Below are 26,913 nucleotides of genomic sequence, written 5' to 3'. Positions count from 1 at the left end.
GGTAATTAAAGTACTTTGCTAGTTAAAGTGCTCTGATAATGAAATAGTTTTCTAAAAGCCGACTTTATTAAGTCGGCTTTTTAATACCTGCAATGTGGCTAAGCACTCTTTGATGGTGATATTTTAAGCGTCATCAGGCAAAATATTGCCCATTAGCGGCAAGTTTTGTCTAAAGCCGTCAGGGTTATTGCCGATACAGATATCATGGAAAGTGAAGTTCACCCTATTTTGGGGCTTGTAGAGATTGTCTGCATCCACCAAGAGATAACTTTAGCGACAGATAATAGAGTGCAGGTATGAAGCTACGAATTGTGGCAGCTTCATTGATAATGGCGCTGAGCTCACCCTTGAGTCATGCAAATTTGGCTGAAGTGGGAGAGCCTGTTCCAATATACACAGAAGCTGAACTGATTAAGTTAATCGAAAATAATCAACATCTTGAGCGTGTGAAAGCGGATAAGTGCCAACTAGTGGAAGACATCGTTGCGCGTGCAACGCGTATTAGTTTGCCTTCTTATGAGTTTTTATACGGCGATATGTTGGCGTGGGGCGTGTGTGTTCCACAAGATGTAGAGCTTGGCCTTTACTATATGGAAAACGCGGCACATCAAGGTTTGCCAGCTGCGCTAGAACAGCTAGGGCGTTATTACTCTCGTGGTACTTTGGTACAACAAGACAAAGAGCGCGCGATTCCGTATTTACGTGAAGCCGCCTCTATGGGGAACCTAAGTGCGAGTATTCACTTAGCGGAACTCTTGCTGCGTGATTACGGTAGCCCGTTAGATTATGAAGATGCTTACCGTTGGTTGTATAACTCGGTAACGGCTGATCAAAGACAACACAAACGCATCACTGTGCTTCGTAGCGGTTTAGAACAGAGAATGCCAGACAATATTATTGCACGAGCAAAACGTCGAGACGTGTTCTGGTAAGAACGATTATTGAATGAACGTTGATGATTAATGACTGCACTCGTTAATGATTGACCTACATTAAAAAGGCCTCATAGGTATATACCTATGAGGCCTTTTTTGATTTAACCGTTGTCTCGATTTACCCGCTTTTTAGAGTTAACAGAAAGCGCAGCGAATGAGTTGGAGTCGTTATTGAACTACTTCACCAGACTCAATCACCGTTTTACGAACAATTTTGGTGAAGTCGAGTGCTTCTTGGCGGATCTTATCTTCGTCTACCGTTAACATGTCGCGGTCTTGCATGATGATCTTGCCATCGACGATGGTGTGGCGAACGTTGCCAGAGTTAGCTGAGTACACTAATGCAGAGTATGGGTTGTAGACAGGTACCATGTTCGGAGCCTTAGTATCGATTACTATGATGTCGGCTAGCTTACCCGCCTCAAGAGAACCGATCTTATCTTCCATGTGTAGCGCTTTTGCTGCGCCCATTGTCGCCATGTCGATCACTTTGATCGGCGGCATTGCAGCACGATCTTTATTAACCAGTTTGTGAACTTTAGCCACTTGGTTGAACTCATCAATGGTGCTCAGTGTGTTACCTGACATTGGACCATCAGTACCTAGACCAATACGCACGTCTTCGTCATACATCTTAAGTGCTGGTGATACGCCTTTTGCTGATTTGATGTTAGCACTCATGTTATGAGCGACACCCATATCTGACTTTTTCACCAGTTCGATATCATGGTCATCAACCAAGATCATGTGTGCACCCACCAAGTTTTTGTTGAGTGCGCCAATGCTGTCCATGTATTGAACTGGGGATAGGCCTTCTGAGCGCTCGGCGATTTTCTCTTCTTCGCGGTGCGATTCAGCAAGATGAATCATCACAGGTACATCTAACTCTAGAGAGAGCTTGGAAATTTTCTGCAGGATCTCAGTCGTATTTGTGTAAGGCGCATGTGGGGCAAACGCTGGGGTGATACGCGGGTGATCTTTGTATTCTTCAATGAAGTTCAATGCGTACTTAATGCCCTCTTCGGCGTTGGCTGCGTCAGCGACTGGGAACTTAATCACGGTTTCACCAAGAATGGCACGCATACCGATCTTATCGACGGTTTTCGCTACTTCATCTTCAAAGTAGTACATGTCGGCGTAAGTGGTTACACCGCCTTTTACCATTTCGACGTTACCTAGGTTAGCACCAATACGTACCATGTCGCGTGACACCAACTTCTTCTCTAATGGGAAGATGTAGCGGTGCAGGCGATCAGGCACATCATCGGCTAGTGAGCGGAAAACCGTCATTGATACGTGAGTATGAGTATTGATGAGACCTGGCATAACGATGTCACCATCCACATCGAGTACTTGCTTAGCTTGGTATTGCTTCTCTAATGAAGCATCGCCTACCGCAATGATCTTATTGTCTTTCACGACAACAGTGCCGCTTTCATAAACCGTTTTGTCTTGATTCATGGTGAGAACCATCGCATCGGTAATCATTAGATCGGCTTTTTCCATCGCTGAACTTGTAAATGGAAATAGAGCGAGGCTTGCCATTGCTGAAGCCAGTAGGGTGCGTTTTAATTTCATATCAATACTCAGAACAGGAGTTGGTAAAGTGTGTGGATAATAGTGTATTTCATTCATGCCGCAAACGTTTGTTTTATCGTTTGCTTCAAATTCTGATGATAAATGTGGTTGTGAAATAATGTTTCACAGCATGAAAATGGACGTCAATCTGAGGTTATTTTAGGCTTTTCCAAAGCATATCTGTAGGTTACCTCTAGCATCAGATATACTAGGGGTATATACATTCCTTGCTTAAGCAGGCCCGCCTATGTCAAAAAACACACCAATGCCAGAAAACACGACAGCGACAACCACTGTTGACCCTTTTGCCGACCGAGAGTCGAAAAATTACGAAAACCCAGTACCAAGCCGAGAGTTCATTATTTCGTTCCTAACAGAAGCGAATATTCCAATGAACCGTAATGACCTATTCGAAGCTTTGGGTCTTGCTGGAGAGGAGCAATATGAAGGGCTGCGTCGTCGTTTACGTGCAATGGAGCGTGATGGACAGCTAATCTTTACTCGTCGTCAGTGCTATGCATTGCCCGAGAAGATGGAACTGATTAAAGGCTATGTGATCGGTCATAAAGACGGTCATGGTTGGGTTCGCCCAGATGGCAGTGTAGGTAAAGATAACGATATCTTGTTGCCGCATCATCAGATGAAAACCATCATGCACGGGGATTACGTGTTGGCTCAGCCGACTGATAACAGTAAGCGTGGTCGTCGTGAAGGTCGTTTAGTGCGTGTTCTTGAAGAGCGCAAAACGCCACTGGTTGGTCGTTTCTTCCTAGAATACGGCCATTCTTATGTGGTTGCTGATGATTCACGTATTAGTCATGATATTCAGATCCCTACTGAGCATAAAGGCGGTGCTCGAATGGGTAATGTGGTTGTGATTGAAATTACGGATCGCGGTGGTCGTTCTCGTAACATGATGGGTAAAGTCACTGAAGTTCTTGGTGAGAACATGGCGCCGGGTATGGAAACGCAAATTGCGATCCGTACTCACCAGATCCCACAAGAGTGGCCTGAAGCGGTAGATAAGCAAATCGAAAACCTTGGTGAGCATGTTCCTGAGGAAGCAAAAGAAGGACGTGTTGATCTGCGTAAACTGCCATTAGTTACCATTGATGGTGAAGATGCACGTGACTTCGATGATGCCGTTTACTGTGAAGCGAAGAAAGGCGGAGGCTGGCGCCTATGGGTAGCGATTGCTGACGTAAGTTACTACGTTCGCCCTGATACAGCGCTAGACAAAGAAGCGATTAACCGTGGTAACTCGGTATACTTCCCGTCACAAGTGGTGCCAATGCTGCCAGAAGTCCTTTCTAACGGCTTATGTTCACTGAACCCTCAAGTCGACCGTTTATGTATGGTGTGTGAGATGACTATCTCAGACAAAGGTAAACTGTCGGGCTACAAGCACTACGAAGCAGTAATGAATTCTCATGCTCGTCTTACTTACAATAAAGTAGGCGCAATCTTAGATGGCAATGAAGAACTTCGCGAGCGTTACGAGCCAGAAGTACCGCATCTTGAAGAACTGCATAAGATGTACAAAGTACTTAAGAAAACGCGTGATGAGCGTGGTGCGATTGAGTTTGAAACGGTCGAAACGAAATTCATCTTCAATGCGGATCGTAAGATCGACCGTATTGAACCAGTAATCCGTAACGATGCACACAAGATCATCGAAGAATGTATGATTCTTGCGAACATCGCATCGGCATCTTACGTAGAAAAATCGAAAGAGCCAGCTCTGTACCGTGTTCACGATACTCCGGGCGAAGAGCGCTTAATGGGCTTCAAGAGCTTCTTAAGTGAATTAGGTTTAACACTGGAAGGTGGCCTGTCGCCATCTCCAGTAGACTACGCACAACTGATGCAACAGATTAACGAGCGTGAAGATCGTGAGTTAATCCAAACTATGCTGCTGCGTTCAATGAAGCAAGCGGTATACAACGCGGATAACGCGGGTCACTTTGGTTTAGCACTTAAACGCTACGCTCACTTTACCTCGCCGATTCGTCGTTACCCTGACTTGTTATTGCACCGTGCGATTAAGTACCTTATTGCGAAAGAAGGTGGGCGTAACAGCGAACGTTGGACGCCTACCGGTGGTTACCACTACACGTTCGATGATATGGACTTCTACGGTGAGCAGTGTTCAATGACTGAGCGTCGTGCTGATGACGCAACGCGTGAAGTAAACGACTGGTTGAAGTGTGAATACATGCAAGACCATGTCGGTGAAGTGATGGATGGCGTGATTGCCAACGTGACTGGCTTCGGTTTCTTTGTGCGTCTAACTGAACTGCACATCGATGGATTAGTACATATCTCAGCGCTAGCGAATGATTACTACCAATTCGATGCTGTTGGTCAGCGTTTAGTCGGTGAAAGCTCAGGTAATATCTATCGCTTGGGTGATTCGGTTAAAGTGAAAGTTTCTGCCGTTAATTTAGAAACTCGTCAAATCGACTTCGATCTAGAAGACACCGATCGTCAGCCACGCGGCAAAGGTAAAACAGCCAAGAAGCGTGCTGCAGAAGCGATGAAAAAGGCGAAAAGTAAGAAGCGTTCAGCGGTGAAGAGCAATCAGCCAGGCGTTTCTGCGAAACCTTTAGTTGAACCCACTAAGCGACCAGATGGCAGTAGCGAAAGTTCAGCTAAGAAAAAGTCGTCGAATAAAACCGGTGCGGCTAAGGCGCGAGCTAAGAAAAAGCGTACAGCAAGCCGTAAGCCAAAGGCTGACAAGTCTTAAAGCTTTTTGGGTTACAAGGGTTAGCCTTTAACTGATTAAATGCGAGAGTATCAGGCGGAAGATGCATGCTCTCGAAATAAACAATACAGAGATGGATGCATCGGGTTTGATGTCGTTCATCTCTGAGCAATAAGAGTAATTTGAGACAATGAGTAACGAATTTATTTACGGTATTCACGCGGTGAAAGCCGTACTAGAAAAAGATCCTGCGCGCTTTATCGAAGTTTATGTATTGAAGGGCCGCCAAGACGAGCGTCTTCTTCCATTACTGAACCAACTGCAGCAGTTTGGTGTGTCGATTCAACAGATGGGTCGTAAGCCGCTTGATGAAAAATCACAAGGCGCGAATCACCAAGGCATTATCGCTAAGGTGAAACCTGCTAAGCAGCTTAATGAAACTCACCTAGACGACATCCTAGCGCAGCACGAACAACCGTTACTGTTGGTTCTAGATGGTGTAACAGATCCGCACAACCTAGGCGCTTGTCTGCGTAACGCAGATGCGGCGGGTGTTGCTGCGGTTATCGTACCGAAAGACCGTTCTTCGCCTTTAACGGCAACGGTTAGCAAGGTAGCGTGTGGTGCGGCTGAAACGGTTCCTCTAGTACGTGTAACTAACCTTGCTCGTACTATGCGTGCATTGCAAGAACAAGGCGTATGGTTCGTAGGTACAGCCGGCGAAGCAACGCATGATATCTACCAAGCGAAACTAACAGGCCCACTTGCAGTTGTGATGGGAGCCGAAGGTGACGGTATGCGTCGTTTAACTCGTGAAACTTGCGATGATCTGATTAAGATTCCAATGGCAGGTAGCGTATCGAGCTTAAATGTTTCTGTGGCGTCGGGTATTTGCCTGTTCGAAGCGGTAAGACAGCGTTTAGCTCAGTAATGCGTTAACGCTGCTTTAAGTCTATGAATTTATTAGCGCTCACCACTTGCTGGTGGGCGTTTCTTTTTAGGCTGTTATAGCAAAATCCATTGGTTTGTCGGATGGCTAGATGGCGACAGAAAAACTGTTTCATTATTCACCAAATAGCGCTTGCCAATACCGGGTTCTTTCTATAACATTTGCCGTCCTTAAAACTCGGTCATTTATCTTTAGTTCCTTGCTTCCTCTGGACGACCGGGCCACTCGTGGAAGCTAATAATCCGTAAGGAGCAACCAAATGCGTCATTACGAAATCGTATTCATGGTTCACCCTGATCAAAGCGAGCAAGTTGCTGGCATGATCGAGCGTTACACTGGTTCTATCACTGAAGCTGGCGGTACTATCCACCGTCTAGAAGACTGGGGTCGTCGTCAAATGGCTTACCCAATCAACAAGCTTCACAAAGCTCACTACGTTCTTATGAACGTTGAAGCTGGTCAAGAAGTGATTGACGAGCTAGAAACTGCTTTCCGTTTCAACGATGCAGTTCTACGTAACATGATCATGCGCACTAAAGGCGCTGTGACTGAGCAATCTATTATGCTTAAGCAAAAAGAAGAGCGTGCAGAGCGTGCTCCTCGTCGCGAAGAGCGTACAGAAGCTAAACCAGAAGCAGCTGCTGAGTAATTCTTTTTTGGCTTAATGCCTTAAAAAATTCTCAACTTGTTTAAGGTCATTGATAGTTATTTCGATAATTGTGAAAGACCGCTTTACTAAATTTAAGATCAGGAGATAGCCCATGGCTCGTTTCTTCCGTCGTCGTAAATTCTGCCGTTTCACTGCAGAAGGCGTACAAGAGATTGACTACAAAGACGTAGCAACTCTTAAAAACTACATCACTGAAGCTGGTAAAATCGTACCTAGCCGTATCACTGGTACAAGCGCTAAGTACCAGCGTCAACTAGCTCGCGCTATCAAGCGTTCTCGTTACCTAGCTCTACTACCGTACACTGACAAGCATCAGTAATCGGTAATAGTTAATAATAGTTTAAGAGGACTAAGATAATGCAAGTTATTCTACTTGATAAGATCGGTAACCTAGGTGGCCTTGGCGACCAAGTAAACGTTAAATCTGGTTACGCTCGTAACTTCCTTATCCCACAGGGTAAAGCAGTTATGGCAACTAAAGACAACGTTGCTATGTTCGAAACTCGTCGTGCTGAACTAGAAGCTAAAGTTGCTGAGCAACTAGCTGCTGCTGAAGCTCGTGCAGAGAGCGTTAACACTCTAGAAGGCGTTACAATCGCTTCTAAAGCTGGTGACGAAGGTAAACTATTCGGTTCTATCGGTACTCGTGACATCGCTGACGCTATTACAGCGGCAGGTGTTGCAGTAGCTAAGAGCGAAGTACGCCTACCTGAAGGCGCTCTACGTAACATCGGCGAATTCGAAGTAAGCATCCAACTTCACTCTGAAGTTTTTGCTACTGCGAAAATCGCTATCGTTGCAGCTGAGTAATTTCAGTACCAAGACGAATTCTTTCTTTTGAAAGTTTTAAACACCAGCTTCGGCTGGTGTTTTTTTATGTCTGGAATATAGGAAAAGGTAAGAGAGGGTTACATTAGGTTAAAAGCCTACTATGATCCAAAAGCTCTGATGGCTGAACAACCAGCCATGGAATTAGAATTGAAAGAGTAGGTTAATCGACAGCACAGAGTCTTCTTTGCTTAATCCTTCAGGAACTTTGTCGTGGTATTGACGAGAGTGAGCGATCTTCAGCGCGATATTGTCAGTGATATCATTGATGGCTTCTAATTCGGTATCAAACTTAAGGTTGCTGTGACCAGACACTAACGTCACGTCCGCTTTAAACTGCAAGTTCTTCAACACCTGCCATGATGTATTCACATTGCCACGGAAAATCGCTTCTTCAACAATTTCAGGAAAGATGATGTCATCGTCGTCTAGTTCATCGAGATTCGGTTCTTGATAACGAAAACCCGGCCCGACTTCCACTTCCAAAACAAACTCTTCGGTATTCGAAAACTGATAACCCAGACCACTCGAAACGGTATAGTCCTTAAAGTAAGCACTGTATCGTGAATCAACACCTTTGAAGCTGCCGTAAAGGTAGGTTTTAGGACTTAACTTGTAGTCACTCTGAGCCGAGTAAGTCGATTGCCTTTTATCTTCCTCACCATCTTTATAGAGATTGTAGTATTTCCATTCGCCACTGGTTCTATGACGACCAGCGGTATACTCACCGTTCAGGCGTGCGTTAAGCGATCGTGAATCCGAATTACCAGTATGCGACTGATATCCAAATTCGACCTCAGTCTTTAGTGGGTTAGGCAGCTCTGTATCAGCCGTATCACTTGGTGCGATATCCAACTCTTTTTCTTCAGGTGTCGGTGCAACGACGATCGGCTCAGCTGTAGTTTCTGGTACTACTATAGAGTCGAGAATAGAATCAACAGAGGTATTAGCATCAACAGAGGCTTTAGTATCATCAGCTAAGGCCAACGGAGTGCTCAGGAGACCGATGCTTAGAAGACTAGAGCTCAGAAGACCAGTGCTCAGAGCCAATAATTTGGACACGCATACCCCAGTTATACAGTGAATGAATGGAAGGATCGTAATGCTACCCTTGGTTAATTCCGTCAGCAATAAGTAAATTCTTTCTGAAGAATAAAACAAACTCATAGGATCGGATTACAAATGGATGTTCTTGGGTATAATGAACGATCATTATTAGTTATTGAGTGTAGTCATAGTGGATACCAAAAGTCAGAAATCAGCCAACGATCAGGTGGACGCCATCAAGGTCCCGCCACATTCATTAGAAGCTGAGCAATCTGTTATTGGCGGTTTGTTATTGGATAACGAACGCTGGGATACAGTTGCCGAAAAGGTTGTGGCCAAAGACTTTTATAGTCGTCCTCACCGTCTGATCTTTGAAGCGGTAAAAGATATCCTTGAAGAAAGTTCTCCTTTGGATCTTATTACACTCTCTGAACATCTAGAGCTGCGTGAGCAACTTGAAGAAGTGGGTGGCTTTGCTTACCTTGCTGACCTAGCTAAAAATACCCCAAGTGCGGCGAACATTAACGCTTACGCGGATATCGTGGCACAACGTGCGTTGGTACGTAGTCTGATTGGTGTTGCGAATGAGATTGCTGATTCTGGTTACGATCCTCAAGGTCGTACATCGGAAGAGCTTGTTGATCTGGCTGAGAGTAAGGTCTTTGCGATTGCAGAAGGTCGAGCAAGTGAAAACGAAGGTCCACAAAACGTTGATAGTATTCTAGAGAAGACTCTGGAACGAATCGAGATCCTATATAAAACACCACAAGATGGTGTGACTGGTGTCGATACTGGCTTTAACGACCTCAATAAGAAAACAGCAGGCCTACAAGGTTCTGACTTAATTATTGTCGCCGCTCGTCCATCAATGGGTAAAACCACGTTTGCGATGAACTTGTGTGAAAACGCGGCGATGAAGCAAGATAAGCCAGTGTTAATCTTCTCGTTAGAGATGCCAGCTGAACAGCTAATGATGCGTATGCTTGCGTCACTTTCTCGCGTAGACCAAACCAAGATTCGTACCGGTCAATTGGACGATGAAGATTGGGCTCGTATCTCGTCGAGTATGGGGATTCTGATGGATAAGAAGAATATGTATATCGATGACAGTTCGGGCCTGACACCAACAGAAGTACGTTCTCGTGCTCGACGTATTGCTCGTGAGCATGATGGTATTTCCATGATCATGATAGATTACCTTCAATTAATGCGTGTACCTTCGTTATCTGATAACCGTACTCTTGAAATCGCCGAGATTTCTCGCTCATTGAAAGCGCTCGCAAAAGAGCTCAACGTTCCGGTTGTTGCACTTTCTCAGCTTAACCGTTCCCTAGAGCAACGTGCTGATAAGCGTCCAGTAAACTCGGATTTGCGTGAGTCAGGTTCGATTGAGCAAGATGCCGATTTGATCATGTTCATCTATCGTGATGAGGTTTATAACCCAGACAGTTCATTGAAAGGCATCGCTGAGATTATCCTGGGTAAGCAGCGTAACGGCCCGATCGGTTCGGTTCGTCTGACATTCCAAGGGCAACACTCCCGATTTGATAATTATGCAGGCCCTGCATTTGATGATGAGTAATCGCTAATGACTTACATGAAAGCGGCGACGGCGAGCATTGACTTAAACGCGCTCGAACATAACCTGAACCAGATAAAGTCGAAAGCGCCTCAGTGCAAGGTAATGTCCGTTGTGAAAGCGAATGGCTACGGGCACGGCTTACTGCATATCGCTAAGCATTCAAAAAGTTCTGATGCTTTTGGTGTGGCGCGTATTGAAGAAGCATTACAACTTCGTGCTGGTGGCATAGTTAAACCTATTTTGTTGCTGGAAGGCTTTTACTCTTCGGGTGACTTACCCATTCTAGTAACCAATAACATTCAAACCGTGGTGCATTGTGAAGAGCAATTAAGCGCGCTAGAGAATGCCGATTTGGAAACACCCGTTGTGGTATGGCTAAAAGTCGACAGTGGTATGCACCGCCTAGGCGTTCGCCCTGAGCAATACCAGAACTTTGTTGAGCGTTTGCATCAATGCCCAAATGTGGCAAAGCCATTGCGCTACATGAGCCATTTTGGATGTGCTGACGAGTTAGATAGAACCACAACAGTTGAGCAGACTGAGCTTTTCTTATCTCTTACCGACGGTTGTGAAGGGGAGCGTTCACTTGCGGCCTCTGCAGGTCTATTAGCTTGGCCTGATAGTCATCTTGATTGGGTTCGTCCCGGAATCATCTCTTATGGTGTTTCTCCGTTTGTTGATAAATCAGCGCAAGAGCTGGGCTTTTTGCCGGTGATGACTCTGACTTCACACTTAATTGCGGTTCGTGATGTGAAGGCTGGTGAAAGTGTGGGTTATGGTGGTAACTGGACCAGTGAGCGTGATACCAAGGTTGGTGTTATCGCAATTGGTTACGGCGATGGTTATCCTCGCACTGCACCTAACGGCACCCCAGTATTCGTTAATGGACGAAAAGTACCAATCGCAGGGCGTGTGTCCATGGACATGCTAACAGTTGACCTTGGTCCTGATGCTACGGATAAAGTGAGTGACGAGGCGACGCTTTGGGGTAAAGACTTACCCTCAGAAGAAGTGGCTGAACATATCGGCACTATCGCTTACGAGCTCGTGACTAAACTGACGTCTCGCGTGGCAATGGAATACGTAAAATAGATATGTTCAAGCGAACTTCTCGATACTGGTTAATGTCTGCAATGGCAGTAACTGGTGTCAGCTTTTCTTCTTCTGTTCTAAGTGAAGAAAAAGACTCCGCTTTTGTTCCTTTCTATTTCAGTACTGAAACCATGGGCAATACCTTTGGGGTTGCTGGTGTCGCAAAGGGCGTTTGGCAACCTCAAGCGGCTCTGTTTGGTATGGCTTTGTATTCAGACAAAGACAGCTATGTCGGTTTTCTATCGGCCTTTAATTATGCCTTGTCTGAGAATATCTTGTTTAGTACTCAGATGTACCAAGCGCGCTTCAACGACAATCCTTATTATATTGGCTCTCAAGGCGATAACGATTCATCTATCGATGACAAAACTATAGTTGATGGCTTAGAGCAGAATTATCAGTTTGAATTTAAATATCTGCTGCCTTGGGGCAATGTTGCAGAGCATGGCTTACTCGGCGCGTTTCAACCAATCAAAGAGGTCAGTTTTGCTTCGCCAGTCGAATCGGGTGTCAGTTCGATTTTATTTACACCTTTTTATACTGCTCGTGAGCTAGAAGGTTTAAATAATACTGAAGAGGCGACCGGTTTTAGTTTGGCGTTCGATTGGGATAATCGTGATAGCACACGTAACCCAACCAAAGGATCTCATACCAATCTTGAGTTCACGACGGGCGCTGAAAGTTGGTCTAACGACGATTTGTGGCTGAAATGGACTTTTCAAAACAGTCAGTACTTCGCTTTAGGTCCTCTAGGAGACTTGTTCGACCAACAAGTTGTGGCACTCGATTTCTATACTGCTGATACACCAACCTGGGATAACTGTTCTGGGCAGGATTGTGCTCGTCCACCGGAAACAGAACAAGCTCGATTGGGTGGTTTGTATCGTTTACGTGGCTATACCGGAGGTCGATATCATGGGCGATCTGCTGTTCACTATTCTGCAGAGTATCGAGTGCTCCCAGATTGGCAGCCACTCGGTGATATTCCGCTGATCAACTACTACGACCTGCCTTGGTGGCAATGGGTCGCATTCGCCGAAGTAGGGCGTGTGGCTGATGAGTACGATATCAAAGAATTGCACACCGATATGAAATGGAGCTTAGGCGGCGCGGTTCGTTTTCAAGTGGAAGGCATTGTTGTTCGTGCAGAATTAGCGCGAGGCGGTGATGAAGGGACCTTTAGGGTTATGATAAACCAGCCCTTCTAAAGCTTTCGGCCTACAGTAGGCCAAATACTATCTTGATAAGAGTGGTCGTGGAAACACACCACTCTTTTTGTATTAAAAAGGCACTGTTTTTATTAATAAAATCTTGCTTTCAAATAGTCTACTCACCTTGAATAGTCGCAATCACTGTGCGGCTGCCACCACAATCACGGTGTTCACCCAAGTATATTCCCTGCCATGTTCCCAAAGCTAAACGACCGTTGGTTATCGGAATTGTCACACTGGTGCCAAGTGTCGATGCTTTAATATGAGCAGGCATGTCATCATCACCTTCATAGGTGTGTCTGTAATAAGCGGCTCGCTCGGGTACGAACTTATTGAAGTGTGATTCCATGTCGCGGCGAACCGTCGGATCGGCGTTCTCATTGAGTGTGAGGCTGGCAGAAGTATGTTGAAGAAAAAGATGTAATAAACCAACAGATAGAGAATTGATATCGTTTATCTGTTGTTCAATTTCATCAGTAATGAGATGAAATCCACGCTTTCGTGCATTTAGGTGTATAGTCTTCTGAATCCACATACGCCATCCTTTATAATGTGTTTGGAAAAAAAGTGGTTTAACGCTATCTTTTGAACTTGAATTTATCAGCTATCGCTCACATTTAATTATGTTAGAGCCTGAGTCAGCATCGATCTCTCTATCAGGAAATCGAATCCTGATTTATCTCAAGGTGGCGCTCTTCATATACGGCATAATACGTCGTGAAAAAAAATTACAAAGAATCTTTCAGTGGTGATGCGGTCTGGTCATCATAGAAAAATATAAACTTTCGCCTAATCGGGGGTTCTATTCATCACTTAGGTGACGTCTAGAATAAAACCTACAGTAATATCGGGATAGATACCATGTTGAAAAATATCAACCCAACGCAAACACAAGCGTGGAAAGCTCTAACTGCACATTTTGAGTCTGCTCAAGATATGGATATGAAAGAACTATTTGCTCAAGATGCAAAGCGTTTCGAGAGCTTTTCTACTCGTTTCGGTTCGGACATCTTAGTGGATTACTCTAAGAACCTTATCGACGCTGAAACGATGCAGCACCTATTTGCTCTTGCAAATGAGACTGAAGTTAAGTCTGCAATTGAAGCTATGTTTAGCGGTGATGCAATCAACAAGACTGAAGGTCGTTCAGTACTTCACACTGCTCTACGTAATCGTAGCGATAAGCCAGTAATGGTTGATGGCAAAGACGTAATGCCAGCAGTTAATGCAGTACTAGCAAAAATGGAACTGTTCACACACCGTATCGTTTCTGGTGAGTGGAAAGGTTACACCGGTAAAGAGATCACTGATGTTGTCAACATCGGTATCGGCGGTTCAGACCTTGGTCCATACATGGTGACTGAAGCACTAACGCCATACAAAACGCGTCTAAACATGCACTTTGTTTCGAACGTAGATGGTACTCACATTGTTGAGACACTTAAGCCTCTGAATCCAGAAACAACGCTATTCTTAGTGGCATCTAAAACATTTACCACTCAAGAAACAATGACGAACGCGCACTCTGCACGTGATTGGTTCTTGGCTGAAGCAGGTGACAACGCGCACGTTGCTAAACACTTCGCTGCACTATCAACTAACGCAACTGCGGTCGCTGAGTTTGGTATTGATACTGACAACATGTTCGAATTCTGGGACTGGGTTGGTGGTCGTTACTCACTATGGTCTGCGATTGGTCTGTCTATCTCTCTTTCTATCGGCTTCGATAACTTCGTTGAGCTATTAGATGGTGCTCATGAGATGGATAACCACTTTGCTTCAACTGAATTTGAAAGCAACATTCCTGTTATCCTTGCGCTTATCGGCGTTTGGTACAATAACTTCCACGGCGCTGAGTCAGAAGCGATTCTACCTTACGATCAATATATGCACCGTTTTGCGGCTTACTTCCAACAAGGCAACATGGAATCGAATGGTAAATTTGTTGACCGTGACGGCAATCCAGTAGAATACCAAACTGGTCCTATCATCTGGGGTGAACCAGGTACAAACGGTCAGCACGCTTTCTACCAACTGATTCACCAAGGCACTAAGCTGATCCCATCAGACTTTATTGCTCCTGCTATCAGCCACAACCCAGCATCTGATCACCACCAGAAGTTGATGTCTAACTTCTTTGCTCAAACTGAAGCGCTTGCTTTCGGTAAGACAAAAGAGACAGTAGAAGCTGAATTCCTAGCGGCAGGCAAAACAGCAGAAGAAGCAGCTGAACTTGCGCCTTTCAAAGTGTTTGAAGGTAACCGTCCAACGAACTCAATTCTTGTTAAGCAAATCACTCCTCGCTCTTTAGGTAACCTAATCGCGATGTACGAGCACAAGATTTTCGTTCAAGGCGTAATCTGGAACATCTTCAGCTTCGACCAATGGGGTGTAGAGCTTGGTAAGCAACTAGCAAACCAAATTCTTCCAGAGCTTGCTGACGATGCTCAAGTAACCTCTCACGACAGCTCAACAAACGGTCTAATCAATGCATTTAAAGCGCTTAAAGCTTAAGACTGTTTAAGTAACACCAAGTAATAACTGTAAACGCCAACCTTTCGGTTGGCGTTTTTTATGTCCGTTGGTTTTACGGCAATAAAAAAGGCTGACGTATATACGTCAGCCTTTCGTTTTTTTATTTACTCGATTGTCTCTATTCGAAACAGATCTCGATGAAGGCATTACCCCATTGAGATGAGAAAGGCATGATGATGATTGCTCCTTCACATTTGTGACGGATAGTATGTCCTTTGCCTGAAACGACGATTGGCGTGGCCATATCGAAGTCAAAGCCGCTTTCTGCAAGAATACGTTTTGCACCGCCAGTCACCATGTTGGTGATTTCACCGACCATATCAGTGACTTCTTCGTTCAAGCCGTTTGGGCGTTCACCTAGCATGTTTTCCATGATTTCAAGAGCGAGACCCTCATCGAAGGTGATCGACATTGAACCACGAGATTGTGTACCCACCATGCCAATTAGGCCGGATACATCACCACGAGCGATCTCATCTTTCTTAACTCTTGGTTTTTGTGGCTTTAATTCTAGAGAAGCCATCGTTTTTAATACGTTCATCAAAGAAGCTAAAAACGGGTTTACAAATTCAGCGCGCATAATGTTCTTCTATAATCTTATTCTTTCATATCGGAGGAGCAAGTTTGGCAAATGCCATGCGATTCAATGACTTGATTTGTCAATTGGAAACCGTGCTTCTCAGCGTTACTAGCGAGTAGAGTAACAAGCGCATCGTCTTGCAGTTCTACCACTGTGCCACATTTATCGCAGATCAGTAGTTGAGAGAAATGTTTATGGGCATTGCAAGAACAGCAGCATATAAAGCTATTGGTTGACTCAACTCGGTGAATGAAACCTTGTTCCAGCAAGAAATCCAAAGCGCGATAAACAGTAGGTGGCTTGGCTTGCGGTTCACTGACTTTCAACTGCTCTAATAATTCATAAGCACTGGAGGCTTTTTTATTAGAGAAAATGAGCTCAAACACTCGCTTTCTCTGAGGCGTTAATCTAACTCCTCGCGATGCGCATATCCCTTCAACTTGCTCTATTAATGTGTGGTCCAAATTTTTCACCATTCAATCGGACATCCCTATTCAAACCCTATTTCTAGGTTACTACGTTTTGGGAGCCAATGATTTCTATTAAAGTCAGGTACAGAGCGTATTGTGACCTACGACTTTGAATAAGACAAGGTAACTCAAAATGACAGTGTGACTCAAGGCATAACTGATTAGTGAGGCTGAATTAGAGGTTTGGTGAATAGGTTTAAATAAAAAATGTGAGGTAAAGTTCATATAGCACAAACTGAGCATAGCATTTACAATAGCCGACCTTGCTTTTGCTGGGTATTCCAGCATATTTTTTTGACTCGCTACCAGGGTACTTTACCATGACACATTCATGTAGATTGTCTGTCGCTCCAATGCTCGATTGGATTGATTAAGCAGCCTTAGCAAGGGCTGAGCTAGTTCGAGGGGTACCATAGGAGTACCACGTAGCGTTCTATGCTATTCCTTAGATACAGAAAACCCCCGCCTAAGCGAGGGTTCTGTAAATCGGCAGCACCAATAGGTTTGTTATCACCTGTCTTTGGGCTGGCTGTAATCCTACGAAAACAGTCTTAGTGCATCTCTTTGAGTTTCCTCAAAGGAGCGGGAACAAGTAAATATTACATGTATAGCTTAGAACTGGCAAGTTATTAACCGCGTTCAATATCCTCCAATGACTCTCAATAACCCTCAATGACCTTCAGTTTAGGCAAATAATATGAAGTATTACAGGTGATTACCCAAGTGTCCTAGGTTCATCCCATGTAATACGCAAGTAAAAATACTTTTCATATTTTCACGGCTAAGTGATTGCTCGAAGTAAACCCTCTTACCATTATCAAATCCTAGCCTGATCAGGTCTAACCGCTCAAAACCCATTGTGTAAATCATGTCGCCTTTCAACCATGTTTCCTTTCCTTCAAAGAATTTATCTCTGGGTAGGTATTTATCATCGATTAACATGTGATAGGCCATTTGCGGTTCTGGGGTGGCAGTACTTAGGCAAGCTACTTGTACTAATTTTGGTCCATAACGAGAAGATTTTATAACGATAACCGGACGTCTTTTTACCATTTCAGGTTCTTTCATTCCTTTGAAATCACACATGAGTATCTGGCCAACTTTTGGTGAGTATTTTAATCCCAAGTTATTCTCCTTTTTCTAAGTTACATTCTCTGCCCTGACCAAACCACTTCACCGATGATTTCGAAGTCGGCACCTTCCATCTCTTTCTTTCCAAGTTCCCATGCTTCATAAGCACTGTTGTCACTAACTACCTTGATTCCGTTTGGTAGAAATTGAAGTCTCTTCACCATCAATCGATTGTCATACCTGAATACGTAAATTCCATCAGTAGAAAAACCATCAACGCGGTTCACCATTACGACACTCTGATTTTTGAGGGTAGGGATCATGCTGTCACCGCGAACAGGCATCAAGAAAATGTTGTTTGGATTAAAGCCAAGCTCTTGTCTAATAAATCGCTCACTAAAAACCATCGCGCTAGATTCTTCTTCTTTTTCAACAAGCGCTCCATGTCCTGCACTTACTTCAATATCGAAGAACTTCAATTCCAAATAACCTTTTGGTGCAAGAGACCCCGTTTTTGCGATCTCTTTCGCTTTTAAGAAAATATCTTCAGGGATGTGATCACGGTGTTTCCAGTTGGAAATTGTCTTAGGTGATTTACCTAAAACTCTTGCTAAATCAACATTCTTAGATGTGTTCGTCAGTTCTTTTAATTCTCTAAGTTGTTCCTCAAAAGTTCCCATTTTAATATCTCCGTGTATATTTGGGGTTGCTAAATGGAATTAGATCCTCAATAATTCCCTTTGAAATGATTAGGGATGTTTGAGGGATACTTAAGTTTCCTCGAATGACTTCAAGTGTACTACACGGAGGATGCATGAACACAAAATTTGCACTACTAGCTAGGTTTGAGAGCCCAACCGTAGAACTAAAACAAGTCAGCCAAGAATTTTTTGGCATCACTCCTAGAACAGCGGAGCAACGAGCGAAAGCTTGTGACTTCCCTGTTCCTACTTTCAAGCTCCGTGATTCGGAGCGTAGCCCGTCACTGATCAAGATTGAAGATCTAGCTGTTTATATCGATAAGTGCCACGAGGAAGCCAAGCAAGATTGGCTTTCTGTTAACGGGTAGGTGGTTGCTATGAATGTATCTGACCCTATCCACCTACCTTGCCCCGATATGCTCGGTATGGTTGACCCAAAACCAGAGCTACGCGAGCGCTCTATCTATTTGCTAGATAAATTGCGTGAGAAACACGGCTTATCGAAGCGTCCAAAGCGCAAAGCTAGACCGATGAATTACGTTTGCACAAATAACGCGTGTACGGGGCTGTAATGAACGAACAAGCGGTGATAGATGCACTTGCTAGTATGGAAGCGAAAAGTGAAGCAGGGGACATTCCTCGTTACTCTGCATTCACTAAACGCTTCTTTCCTCGCCTACCTAAAATTGTGCGTAACGATGTGAAGCGCAAAATAGCCAAGCGTAAGCAGCGTCAAAACCCAACCAAAGAAAACCTGATACTAGCTGCAGAAGATGCCGTTAAGTTTGGTCTGAAAAGAGCGCATTTCATTGAAGATAAATTCCCGTTTGTCGATAGTCGCGCCAAGAGCCGAACCCAACCTTTAAGCCACGATATTTTGATGCGTGATGATGCTGTCAGCGAACTAGCAAAAGAGTTCGCTGATAAATGCGCGTTACTACTTACCGAAGAAAGCCAACCGGAAGTATTTAAAAGCTTTTTGGATGCGATAGAGCACGTTTACCAATTACAGTCAGCTGAACTAAAAACGATTCATGTTAATGCGCCACAAGTGAACTTTAAAAAGCGCGACAAGAAACCGGAAGAGTTAGAACAAGACCTACAGGTAGCCGTGCTTAAGATGCAATCTGAATCTTGGATTGAGGGGCGCTTGCTACATCTTCGAGCGCAATACATCGAGTATTCACAAATCACGCTTGAACGTGTGGGTGAGGGAAAGCATCAGTCGCCGGTGATCAGTGCGTTGTCATTTGCTAACTGGAAACAGAAACAGCGCGACGCTAAAGCATTCCTTGAAACCATGGCCGTTATGAATAACGAGACGGGTGATTCGTTCAATCTTGAAGATGTGATTAAGCGAACCACGGCAAATCCAGAAAACCGCCGCATTGAAATGATGGTGCGCTCTCGTGGTTTTGAAGAGCTAGCTCAAGATTTAGGTTATACCGCGCTTTTTATTACTTGGACGCTGCCGAGCAAATACCACCGCGTTTCTAAAAAGTGGAATGGTGCGAGTATCAAAGACGGTCACCAAGTTCTCATGCAGCAATGGGCGCTAGGCCGTGCGTTGATAGCCAAAGAAGACATTCATTACTTTGGTTTCCGCGTGGCTGAACCACATAAAGACGCGACCAGTCATGCTCACTACTTTCTGTTTTGTTCACCTGACGATAAAGATTTTATTATCGAAACCTTAAAGTCGTGCGCTATCTCTGAGGATAAGCACGAACTAGGTTCTGATATTTCGCCTCGTTTTGATGTGAAAGAAGCCGATCCGAAAAAGGGCGGGGCGACTGCCTACATTGCCAAATATGTATCGAAAAACATCAACGGTAAGCACATGCCAGAAAACGAGGGTGAAGAATCGGCCTACCGTGCTCGTGCTTGGGCTTCCACTCACCGAATCCGCCAGTTTCAACAGTTTGGCGGTCAGCCTGTTTCCCTTTGGCGAAATTTACGCAGGGCTAAACCGGAACAGACCATGATAGACCCAAAGCTCGAAGAGCTACGCCAAGCGGCCGATTCTTCGAAGTGGTCGCTGTTCTGCCAATTGGCTGATAGTGCAAAAGTGGCCTACCAAACAAAACAAAACCAATACGGTGAAACCACCAAAAAGGTGATCGGCTTTTCTTGGCTCGGTCGTCTTATCGAAACGGCTAGCGAGTGCTATTCGCTAGTTAAGAAAAAAGACGTGAAGCGTCTTCAAGAGGCGCGGAGCGTCTCACCTTGGAGCACTGAAAATAACTGTAACTCTCCCTTAGTTGAACATCTTCAACGCGTGACCGGATGGAGCGTGGAGGGAGTCCAATGCCTGATTTCGCCACTGGTCGCAGGGGCGAAAGTGCCCATAGACCGACATTTAACAATCCAACTTAGAAACAATCGACTCACGGTGACCTAGAACATGAGCAAAGAAGAAACCTTACAAACGGAATCAACCAGAATCCTGAACGAAATGGACAACGAAGCTAAATCATATAAGCCGCCTTTGGGGTTTGGTTTTATTAAGCCATGGCTAACCAAAACCATTTGGTTGTTCAAAGCGTTCAACAAACGTCTAACTGACTTAGAGGGAAAATGTAATGGATAACGAAACCCCAATATTAGGTTATGTGCAATGCCGAACTTGCTCACAACCGAAAGCGATTAAGCAAGGCAAAGGAAAACGCGCGGCGTTTGTTCATGGCCGTTGTGAATGTGGGCCTGATACGCGAACGGGCAAAGCGGCTCAAGCTGAGATGAAAGCGTTTAAATCCTTGGAAGAAGTTCAAGCCGATATCGAAGCAATCAATAACCCTGTTGTGGAAGCACAACCAATGGCAATTAAACCGGAAAAAGAAACCGAATCTAAACCAAAAAATGAGACTGAACCAAAGCCAATCACAACCGTTAAATGCGTTGGTATTGGTGCGGTGCTTGGCTTGTTCTTCGGTGGTGTAATCAAAACAATCAAAGTGGTGGCGTAAATGGAACAAACAGAACAACTAGACCAAATCGAAATTGAAGAACTAGAGCAGCATGACGAAAGTGAAGAGCTTGCTTTGTTGGCCGAACTTGGCGAAGAAGATTTCGACCCTTCCCAATCCGAACAAAAAACCGATGCTAAACAAGCCGCACTATTGGCAGGCGAAGCAACGGCAAGTGCGGTTCTTGGCGTGACAGAGCAAATGTTAAAACAGTTCGGTCACCAAGAGTTTGCTTTTGATGTTGAACAAGCTCAAAGCGTTGCAAGTGCAGCCGCGCCGTTGTTCGTTAAATATGGCGGTGAGCTTCCACCGTGGTTAGCTCATTACAAAGAAGAACTGTCATTTGTGATCGCAGCTGGCGCACTTGGTTTTACTTCGTTTAACCAAATCCGAACCCTTAAAGCGATTGATGAAGCGAAAGAGGTAAACCCTCAAGAGACTGAATCAGAGGGAAAAGAGGAAGTGCAATAAATGCAACCAATTAACCCAAATAATGCCCTTAAAAATGGTCACGTGTTTGCGGTTGGTATGAGCGGCAGCGGTAAAACCTCTGCCGCCAAAAAGCTGTTTATCAAATCTACCGACCAAGTAGCCATGTTTGATCCAATGGGCGATTACAGCGGAAAGCTAGCAGGGCGAGTGGTGCGCGGTTATTCCAGTATTAAGGAGTTTGCCGCCGCACTGATTGCAGGGCGCAAAACAAAGCAGGGCTTTAAGATTGCATATCAACCGACTCATGAAACCACATCAAAGGACTTCGATAAGTTTTGTCAGGTCGTTTGGGCTATGGGGAACGGAAAGCATACCAAACCATTAAAAATCATTTGTGAAGAGGTAGCCGAGCATAGTGAAAATGCGGGTAAAGCGGTTGGCTACCATGGAAAGATATTGCGCTTAGGTAGGAAGTTTAACCTACACACTATCAATCTGTTTCAACGTGGTCAGGAAGTATCGAAGACCATTATTGATAACTGTCAGCATGCTTGTGTGATGATGCAAAAGACCAAAGCCAGTGCAACCTATTTGGAAAAAATGACAGGAATCCCTGCTGATGCGATCGAGCAACTCGACCCGCTTGAGTATCTACTTCAAGACGGAAAAGCATTCAAAAAGGGTGTTATCCGGTGGTAGTTTGTGATTCAAGTCTCATTTAAACCAAACCTAAACCAAATAAGTATTAGGAATCCAAACCAAATCATTTGTTTAAGTAAAGGCCGTCCAATGTTGGGCGGTCTTTTTTATAGGAAAACAAATGGCAGGTTTTACACCAAAAAAATTAGCAGTCATTGCTGTGCTAGCAGGCATTGTGGCAGCGGGTGTTGTTTGGGCTTCAAACAACGTTGATGCTGTTGAAGACCAAATCGGTTAAGGGAGTTAGTTACTATGTCTACTCCAACTAAACTGAACTCTTTTACGGGTACGGGCTACGGTGAGAAAGCTACGTTAACCATTCCGATTGGTCCTACGTACGATGAGATTTTTCTCGAAACCAATCTTAGTGCGGCTCAACTTCGACGCGTAACCATTAGCTTGAATGCGGATGAAATTATCGTTCTTGATGGTGAGCTGATTAAAAAGATTGAAGCGTACAAAGGCTTAGCTCAAACGGATGGTTTTTTCACAATTCCATTAGCTGATATTTCTGCAAAAACTAAGAACGGGGTTCGTTACACGGGTCTTGTGACTGAAGCGGGTGACAATATCACTCTGGAAGTTGAGATTGCAGATTCTACTCAAGACAACGCGCCTGCTATCAAGCTTCAAGCGTGGGCAACAGTGTCAGCGCGTCAGCCTGCTCGTGTTGTTATCCCACAAATCAAAAAGCAGACGATGCAAGCAAGCTCAACAGAAAATGAGTTTCTTGATCTCGTTTCGGGTCCTCTTCATCTCGTGCGCCGTATGCACTTCATGAGTGACCAAATCCACGCCCTACAAATCTATCGTGATTTCGTGAAAGTGCATGATTCAAGCCGAGCGCTTGAAGATATGCGTGCCAAACGAAACCGCCGTTTTTGGCAGTCGGGTTGTTACCACTTTGACCCAATCATGCGCGGCTTTTATATCGATGAGCTGTTTCCTACGGCGCACGGTTCAGAGCTGAAATTCACGGTGAAAACCAATCAGCCTGTGGGTTCAATTCCAATCATTGTTGAGTCGGTGCTCGTTGTTCGCCCTGACTTAGTGTAGGGGGTGACTATTGGCTTTTTGGGATGACTTAACGGACTTCGGTTCTGGTCTGCTTGATGACGTTGGCGAGGGGATGGGCAACTTGATTGATGTCGCGACTAAAGACGACTCATCAAAAAATGCAGCCACAACGCAACAGCCACAACAAACAGTGAAAGATAACCACGGCAACGCGGTTACGGGTTCCTCTGTGCAGAGTAACGACAAAACCCTTTTGTATGTGGGCGGTGGTATTGGTGCTGCGGTGCTTTTACTTGGTCTTATCGTGGTTTTGAAAAACTAACAGGGGGAGAGTTATGCCATTAATTGTGGTTCTTCCTCTGTTAGCGGGTGGTCTTGGTTTTGGTGCGGGTTTTTGGTCTGGAAGTAGCGTCACCAAACTATTAAAAATCGGTGCCATTGGTGGCGGTTGCTATGTGACTTATCGAGTCATTAAGGGGAACAAATGATACCAGGTATCGGTGGTGGCTTGAGTGCAGGCGGTTCTATGCCAATCAGTGCCGGAGGCGGCGCAGCGGGACCAAGTGAAGCAACGGGCACTAACTCAATTGGCGGGGTTCGAAATGGAGCGATCAACTTTGGTGGTAGTGCGGGGCAAAAGCTCGCGCAAAACATACCGTTTGTGTTGTTAGCTGTTGGCATTGCGTGGGTGGCGTTTAAGAAATGAATTTTATGTTGATTAGACCCACTCGCGCAGATATTGCCGCTCAGTTTTCGCTAATTAAATCCGCGTTCAATGGGGTGTCACAAGCTAAGGCTGAATTTGATTTTTGCTGTGATGCGGTGAAAACCAAACGAGCCAGTTTTTATCACTTGAAAGGGGTAGGCGTTTCGGTTCGCTTTGTGGGCTTCGTCACCAGTGACAATGATTATTTGATTCTAGCAATGGCAGGTAAGGGGCTAGTGAAAGCTGCGCCTTGCATCATTGAAGCAGTGAAATCTCAAGGGTATCGCTCAATCAAATATCACACGGTTCGCCGTGGCATGGTGCGAATACTTGGGCGTTTCGGTTTTTCGGTTTCGGGTAAGTCAGGCCGTGAGTCTGTTTTATCCCTTGTTTTGGAGAATGACTAATGGGCGGAGGTGGTAGCAGTTCAAGTAAGAACGTAACCAACACCACGAACACGAGCGGCACCAGTGCCATTAGTGGGGATAACCTTGGTGTCGTTCTCTCTGGCATAAATGGCAACGTTGGCAATATCTCTATGACTGATCACGGCTCAGTAAAAGCCGCGTCAGAAATAGCGAAACGGGCGATGGATAGCAATAGTGCCGCAATGGATAAAGCAGCGCGTTTAGGTTCGGATGCACTCCGCGCCAATGAACATGCGGTAGATGAGTCGTTTGATTTTGGTCGTGATGCGATCAAGTCAAACGAGAACGTCAGCAAAGAGGCTCTTAAACTAAACGGCCAAATTGCTTCTGATTCGATTAAGGCAAATAAAGACTCATTAAGAGCGGCACTAGATAACGGTCAGGAATCAATATCTAAGGCATTCGTATTTGGTGAGAAAGCGTTAGAAAACAGCCGCCGAACTAGTGAAAAGGCGTTAGACAATATGCGCTCGAACAGCGCGGATACAACGTCAGCTATTAAGTCTATGGCAGCACAATCGGGAGAAAACGCCCGAGCTGCTTTAGCCATGGCCGAAAACACCGCATCACGCAGCCAAACGGGTAGCTCTGGTGATATTAGCAAGGTGGCAATTGCTGTCGCTGCTGCTTTTGCTATCGCAGGCGTTGCTTTTGCACTTAAGGGGGGCAAATGAAAGCGATAACTTTAGAACCTAGTGCAGTTAAGCGTTTTGGTGTCGGTTCGGCTCGTTGGTTGATTGTCCGTGAATCTCAGGAATATCTATACGTTCGAAGTGACAACGGCGAAAAAATCCGTGTTGATGCAGGCGATACGTTAGACGTTTCTAGTTTTAAAGAGCTTGAGGTTTCTAACCCGCACATTGCGCCTATCCGCGTTGTGTATCAGCTAACTAAGCAGGACCTAAAAACAACACCGCCTGCTCAAGTGAAATTTGCTGAGTCTATGGCTATCAGTGAAGTGCGATCAGTTGTTACGACCCGACAAGAGATTGCACAACGCTTTATTAGCCGTGACCACATTCTTATTCAGCCAAACAACAAAGTTCGTTTAGTTAATGCTTCGGTTACACGACTAGAAGCGATTATTCAGAACATCAGTGATTCCGAAGCCGAGGCGATGCTCGGTGACTCGCATGTTTCTGCTGTAGTGGGATTACCCGTTTTAGGTGATCGCACGGCACCCGCAGGAATCACACTGACGGGAGGCGGTGAACTGTGGGCGTATAACAACAGCAATACACCTTTAAAACTGGCAATGATGGAGGTTCACCGATGAGCCACTTCATGCCACGTCGAGCGGTCGTGAAATACGACCCGCTCACCGAACACTTAAAGAACCTACAACCTGATCAGGTAGACGCGTTGGAAATGATGCGCGGCGTATACAGCAATCAGGTATCACTAAGCTCGGCGGTTGTCTCATTACAACGCCACGCTTTCAATTCAGATAATGACGTTCACGAACTGGCCGACAGTGTGGCAGCTAATACGTTGCCACGCCTGCAGAACGTAGCGGAAGAAATGGAGAAAGAACTCAATGAGTGATTTTACGGCAATCGGGCAACTGGTGACCGAAGCCCGAAACCTACTAGATAGCATCAAGGGCGGTGCGATTCGAACCATGCAAACGCAGTTTGATGCGTTGAAAAAAGTGATTACGACTGATGGTGCAAAGGTTGTTTCTGATGTTGATTCACTTGGTCGCAGTAAGTTGCAACAGCTTGATTCTGAACTTGCCCGAGTTAAGCAAGGCGTTGATATTCAAGCACTAGGCGGTCAAGGGCGTTACGTCACTGAAATTACGGTGAACGGCGACAAGGATACTTTCTACCCTGTGTGTTTCACTTTACCAACGGGTGATGAAACCGAAATTCAGGTTTTCCGACATTACTCTTGGAACAGCAAAAACTCAGGAGCTCAAGCAAGTGATTTTGATACAACTCATGTCGCGTCGGCTCTGGTTGTTCTTAAAGGGCAGGCTTCCCCATGGAGTGGAGACGCTAACTATTTACGAACTGTAGTGAATTATCAGCGGTATCGCCAAGCAGTTGCCAACGTTGCGTTTAGTGCATATTGCCTAACGGAGAAAAAAGACCCATCAGGTCCAGATACTGGATATAACAAAGCGGGTTTGGGTTATCTGGCTCGTAGTTATTCTGGTTTTATGCTACGTGGCGGGAAATTGAAATATCAAATTATTTCAAACAAGCCAATTAAATTCTCACTGCTAGATGATGGAGACATTATCGGAAGTTCTAGTGCATCAAACACCAACGTTAATTGGGTAGCGAAGACAGTACCGCTAGCCTCCGTTGAAACGGGTGATAGTTCAAACAAACACTCAACAACTTATATTGGGTACAAGAAACCAGAGGTGAGCGCATGATTAAACAGTTAATTGTTAACTCCGAAACCCTTATCAACGTTCCTGCTGATAAAACGATCCTTATTGAACTTGGCTTATCAGAGTTGGAAGCGGACAGCGTATTAGCCGAACATAAAACCGCTCAAGAATTAGTTGCCATTCGAGAGCATCGAGCTCCTTTACTGGTTGAAGCTGATCACTTAGTCAATCTTGCATTGGATAGTAAAGTTGAAATCACACCATTTCGTCACTATCGCCAACAACTACGCGATATTACTCAAACCTATAAAACGCTTAAGGATGTGGTATGGCCTCAAAAACCATTATTGCCGCAAGCGTCTGCATAA

General features: G+C 44.9%; 34 protein-coding genes. 27 read left to right on the top strand and 7 right to left on the bottom strand.

All coding sequences use genetic code 11. The features are described from left to right. The first annotated feature begins 296 nt into the window (after nt 1-296). Nucleotides 297-932 carry a flagellar protein MotX gene (locus tag SJY39_RS19565; RefSeq protein WP_010434109.1) on the top strand — a complete coding sequence of 212 codons (636 nt, stop codon included), beginning with the start codon at nt 297-299 and terminating at the stop codon, nt 930-932. A 171-nt stretch (nt 933-1,103) separates the two neighbouring features. Here SJY39_RS19565 and SJY39_RS19560 read toward each other — a convergent pair whose 3' ends face one another. Next, a complete protein-coding gene (locus SJY39_RS19560) occupies nt 1,104-2,513 on the bottom strand; it encodes an amidohydrolase (RefSeq protein ID WP_016794670.1) in 1,410 nt (469 codons plus the stop codon). 247 nt (nt 2,514-2,760) lie between these two features. On the opposite strand from SJY39_RS19560, the gene rnr reads away from it, so the two are divergent. The 5 genes from rnr to rplI all read left to right on the top strand — a co-directional run bounded on the left by rnr (nt 2,761) and on the right by rplI (nt 7,646). Then, entirely contained in the window at nt 2,761-5,259 is a 2,499-nt protein-coding gene (gene rnr / locus SJY39_RS19555; protein ID WP_016767556.1) for a ribonuclease R, read from the top strand. A gap of 148 nt (nt 5,260-5,407) precedes the next feature. Then, nucleotides 5,408-6,148, top strand: coding sequence for a 23S rRNA (guanosine(2251)-2'-O)-methyltransferase RlmB (gene rlmB / locus SJY39_RS19550; protein ID WP_371979037.1), 741 nt, complete (start codon nt 5,408-5,410; stop codon nt 6,146-6,148). Nucleotides 6,149-6,425: 277 nt separating this feature from the next. Next, nucleotides 6,426-6,815, top strand: a complete 390-nt coding sequence (gene rpsF, locus SJY39_RS19545) for a 30S ribosomal protein S6 (protein ID WP_004741278.1) — start codon at nt 6,426-6,428, stop codon at nt 6,813-6,815. Nucleotides 6,816-6,927: 112 nt separating this feature from the next. Continuing rightward, the gene (gene rpsR / locus SJY39_RS19540; RefSeq protein ID WP_000090472.1) at nt 6,928-7,155 is read left to right on the top strand and encodes a 30S ribosomal protein S18; all 228 of its coding nucleotides are present in this window, start codon (nt 6,928-6,930) and stop codon (nt 7,153-7,155) included. Between the two features lie 38 nt (nt 7,156-7,193). Continuing rightward, complete coding sequence (rplI, locus tag SJY39_RS19535) at nt 7,194-7,646, top strand: 50S ribosomal protein L9 (RefSeq protein ID WP_010434182.1); 453 nt, start codon at nt 7,194-7,196, stop codon at nt 7,644-7,646. Between the two features lie 162 nt (nt 7,647-7,808). Here the strand turns inward: rplI and SJY39_RS19530 are convergent, their stop codons facing one another. Next, complete coding sequence (locus tag SJY39_RS19530; RefSeq protein WP_016767559.1) at nt 7,809-8,726, bottom strand: DUF481 domain-containing protein; 918 nt, start codon at nt 8,724-8,726, stop codon at nt 7,809-7,811. Nucleotides 8,727-8,901: 175 nt separating this feature from the next. Here SJY39_RS19530 and SJY39_RS19525 point away from each other — a divergent pair, with 175 nt between their 5' ends. The 3 genes from SJY39_RS19525 to SJY39_RS19515 are packed head-to-tail and all read left to right on the top strand — an operon-like array spanning nt 8,902 to nt 12,593. Then, a complete protein-coding gene (locus tag SJY39_RS19525) occupies nt 8,902-10,293 on the top strand; it encodes a replicative DNA helicase (RefSeq protein WP_016767560.1) in 1,392 nt (463 codons plus the stop codon). Between the two features lie 6 nt (nt 10,294-10,299). After that, the gene (gene alr, locus SJY39_RS19520) at nt 10,300-11,385 is read left to right on the top strand and encodes an alanine racemase (RefSeq protein ID WP_016767561.1); all 1,086 of its coding nucleotides are present in this window, start codon (nt 10,300-10,302) and stop codon (nt 11,383-11,385) included. Between the two features lie 2 nt (nt 11,386-11,387). Beyond that, on the top strand, nt 11,388-12,593 hold the full coding sequence (locus tag SJY39_RS19515) for a BamA/TamA family outer membrane protein (RefSeq protein WP_016790124.1): 1,206 nt from the start codon (nt 11,388-11,390) through the stop codon (nt 12,591-12,593). A 118-nt stretch (nt 12,594-12,711) separates the two neighbouring features. Here the strand turns inward: SJY39_RS19515 and SJY39_RS19510 are convergent, their stop codons facing one another. Further along, nucleotides 12,712-13,131: a secondary thiamine-phosphate synthase enzyme YjbQ gene (locus SJY39_RS19510; RefSeq protein ID WP_010434207.1), complete on the bottom strand. Its 420-nt coding sequence runs from the start codon at nt 13,129-13,131 to the stop codon at nt 12,712-12,714. 326 nt (nt 13,132-13,457) lie between these two features. Between SJY39_RS19510 and pgi the strand changes: the two genes are divergently transcribed. Next, a complete protein-coding gene (gene pgi, locus SJY39_RS19505; RefSeq protein WP_016787894.1) occupies nt 13,458-15,110 on the top strand; it encodes a glucose-6-phosphate isomerase in 1,653 nt (550 codons plus the stop codon). Between the two features lie 139 nt (nt 15,111-15,249). Here the strand turns inward: pgi and SJY39_RS19500 are convergent, their stop codons facing one another. The 4 genes from SJY39_RS19500 to SJY39_RS19485 form a co-directional block, all read right to left on the bottom strand. Continuing rightward, a complete protein-coding gene (locus SJY39_RS19500) occupies nt 15,250-15,711 on the bottom strand; it encodes a chemotaxis protein CheX (protein WP_009847897.1) in 462 nt (153 codons plus the stop codon). 17 nt (nt 15,712-15,728) lie between these two features. Further along, nucleotides 15,729-16,187: a zinc uptake transcriptional repressor Zur gene (gene zur, locus SJY39_RS19495; RefSeq protein WP_010434215.1), complete on the bottom strand. Its 459-nt coding sequence runs from the start codon at nt 16,185-16,187 to the stop codon at nt 15,729-15,731. A 699-nt stretch (nt 16,188-16,886) separates the two neighbouring features. After that, nucleotides 16,887-17,306: a type II toxin-antitoxin system PemK/MazF family toxin gene (locus tag SJY39_RS19490; protein WP_017071571.1), complete on the bottom strand. Its 420-nt coding sequence runs from the start codon at nt 17,304-17,306 to the stop codon at nt 16,887-16,889. A 20-nt stretch (nt 17,307-17,326) separates the two neighbouring features. After that, on the bottom strand, nt 17,327-17,932 hold the full coding sequence (locus tag SJY39_RS19485; RefSeq protein WP_372275796.1) for a helix-turn-helix transcriptional regulator: 606 nt from the start codon (nt 17,930-17,932) through the stop codon (nt 17,327-17,329). Nucleotides 17,933-18,066: 134 nt separating this feature from the next. Between SJY39_RS19485 and SJY39_RS19480 the strand changes: the two genes are divergently transcribed. The 17 genes from SJY39_RS19480 (at nt 18,067) to SJY39_RS19400 (ending at nt 26,913) form a co-directional block, all read left to right on the top strand. Continuing rightward, complete coding sequence (locus SJY39_RS19480; RefSeq protein ID WP_371975450.1) at nt 18,067-18,321, top strand: pyocin activator PrtN family protein; 255 nt, start codon at nt 18,067-18,069, stop codon at nt 18,319-18,321. A 9-nt stretch (nt 18,322-18,330) separates the two neighbouring features. Continuing rightward, entirely contained in the window at nt 18,331-18,525 is a 195-nt protein-coding gene (locus tag SJY39_RS19475) for a hypothetical protein (RefSeq protein ID WP_102313228.1), read from the top strand. Beyond that, entirely contained in the window at nt 18,525-20,354 is a 1,830-nt protein-coding gene (locus SJY39_RS19470) for a replication endonuclease (protein ID WP_016787886.1), read from the top strand. The genes SJY39_RS19475 and SJY39_RS19470 overlap by 1 nt, the downstream gene beginning before the upstream one ends. 3 nt (nt 20,355-20,357) lie before the next feature. Beyond that, nucleotides 20,358-20,543, top strand: coding sequence for a hypothetical protein (locus SJY39_RS19465; RefSeq protein WP_016787885.1), 186 nt, complete (start codon nt 20,358-20,360; stop codon nt 20,541-20,543). Beyond that, the gene (locus tag SJY39_RS19460) at nt 20,536-20,919 is read left to right on the top strand and encodes a hypothetical protein (protein WP_372275794.1); all 384 of its coding nucleotides are present in this window, start codon (nt 20,536-20,538) and stop codon (nt 20,917-20,919) included. The genes SJY39_RS19465 and SJY39_RS19460 overlap by 8 nt, the downstream gene beginning before the upstream one ends. After that, nucleotides 20,920-21,390, top strand: a complete 471-nt coding sequence (locus tag SJY39_RS19455; protein ID WP_102315761.1) for a hypothetical protein — start codon at nt 20,920-20,922, stop codon at nt 21,388-21,390. Beyond that, complete coding sequence (locus SJY39_RS19450) at nt 21,391-22,050, top strand: ATPase (protein ID WP_102315762.1); 660 nt, start codon at nt 21,391-21,393, stop codon at nt 22,048-22,050. A gap of 252 nt (nt 22,051-22,302) precedes the next feature. After that, on the top strand, nt 22,303-23,106 hold the full coding sequence (locus tag SJY39_RS19445) for a major capsid protein P2 (RefSeq protein ID WP_102351225.1): 804 nt from the start codon (nt 22,303-22,305) through the stop codon (nt 23,104-23,106). Nucleotides 23,107-23,116: 10 nt separating this feature from the next. Continuing rightward, nucleotides 23,117-23,389 (top strand): hypothetical protein, encoded by a 273-nt coding sequence (locus tag SJY39_RS19440; protein WP_372275791.1) that lies wholly within the window; start codon nt 23,117-23,119, stop codon nt 23,387-23,389. A 13-nt stretch (nt 23,390-23,402) separates the two neighbouring features. Beyond that, nucleotides 23,403-23,555 carry a hypothetical protein gene (locus SJY39_RS19435; protein WP_016783619.1) on the top strand — a complete coding sequence of 51 codons (153 nt, stop codon included), beginning with the start codon at nt 23,403-23,405 and terminating at the stop codon, nt 23,553-23,555. Continuing rightward, the gene (locus SJY39_RS19430) at nt 23,552-23,773 is read left to right on the top strand and encodes a hypothetical protein (RefSeq protein ID WP_102351227.1); all 222 of its coding nucleotides are present in this window, start codon (nt 23,552-23,554) and stop codon (nt 23,771-23,773) included. Before SJY39_RS19435 ends, SJY39_RS19430 begins: the two co-directional genes overlap by 4 nt. 5 nt (nt 23,774-23,778) lie before the next feature. Further along, nucleotides 23,779-24,180 (top strand): hypothetical protein, encoded by a 402-nt coding sequence (locus SJY39_RS19425; RefSeq protein ID WP_372275790.1) that lies wholly within the window; start codon nt 23,779-23,781, stop codon nt 24,178-24,180. Continuing rightward, nucleotides 24,180-24,875, top strand: a complete 696-nt coding sequence (locus tag SJY39_RS19420; RefSeq protein ID WP_210473924.1) for a hypothetical protein — start codon at nt 24,180-24,182, stop codon at nt 24,873-24,875. Before SJY39_RS19425 ends, SJY39_RS19420 begins: the two co-directional genes overlap by 1 nt. Next, a complete protein-coding gene (locus tag SJY39_RS19415) occupies nt 24,872-25,477 on the top strand; it encodes a hypothetical protein (RefSeq protein WP_372275788.1) in 606 nt (201 codons plus the stop codon). Before SJY39_RS19420 ends, SJY39_RS19415 begins: the two co-directional genes overlap by 4 nt. Further along, complete coding sequence (locus SJY39_RS19410; protein WP_102413450.1) at nt 25,474-25,746, top strand: hypothetical protein; 273 nt, start codon at nt 25,474-25,476, stop codon at nt 25,744-25,746. The genes SJY39_RS19415 and SJY39_RS19410 overlap by 4 nt, the downstream gene beginning before the upstream one ends. After that, nucleotides 25,739-26,587, top strand: a complete 849-nt coding sequence (locus tag SJY39_RS19405; protein WP_372275787.1) for a hypothetical protein — start codon at nt 25,739-25,741, stop codon at nt 26,585-26,587. The genes SJY39_RS19410 and SJY39_RS19405 overlap by 8 nt, the downstream gene beginning before the upstream one ends. Before the next feature lie 83 nt (nt 26,588-26,670). Continuing rightward, nucleotides 26,671-26,913, top strand: coding sequence for a phage tail assembly chaperone (locus SJY39_RS19400; RefSeq protein ID WP_372275798.1), 243 nt, complete (start codon nt 26,671-26,673; stop codon nt 26,911-26,913).

It is taken from the genome of Vibrio sp. R78045 (assembly GCF_042466085.1).
In the GTDB taxonomy this organism is placed as follows: Bacteria; Pseudomonadota; Gammaproteobacteria; order Enterobacterales; family Vibrionaceae; genus Vibrio; species Vibrio cyclitrophicus.
This window is presented reverse-complemented; position numbering and strand designations above follow the sequence as displayed.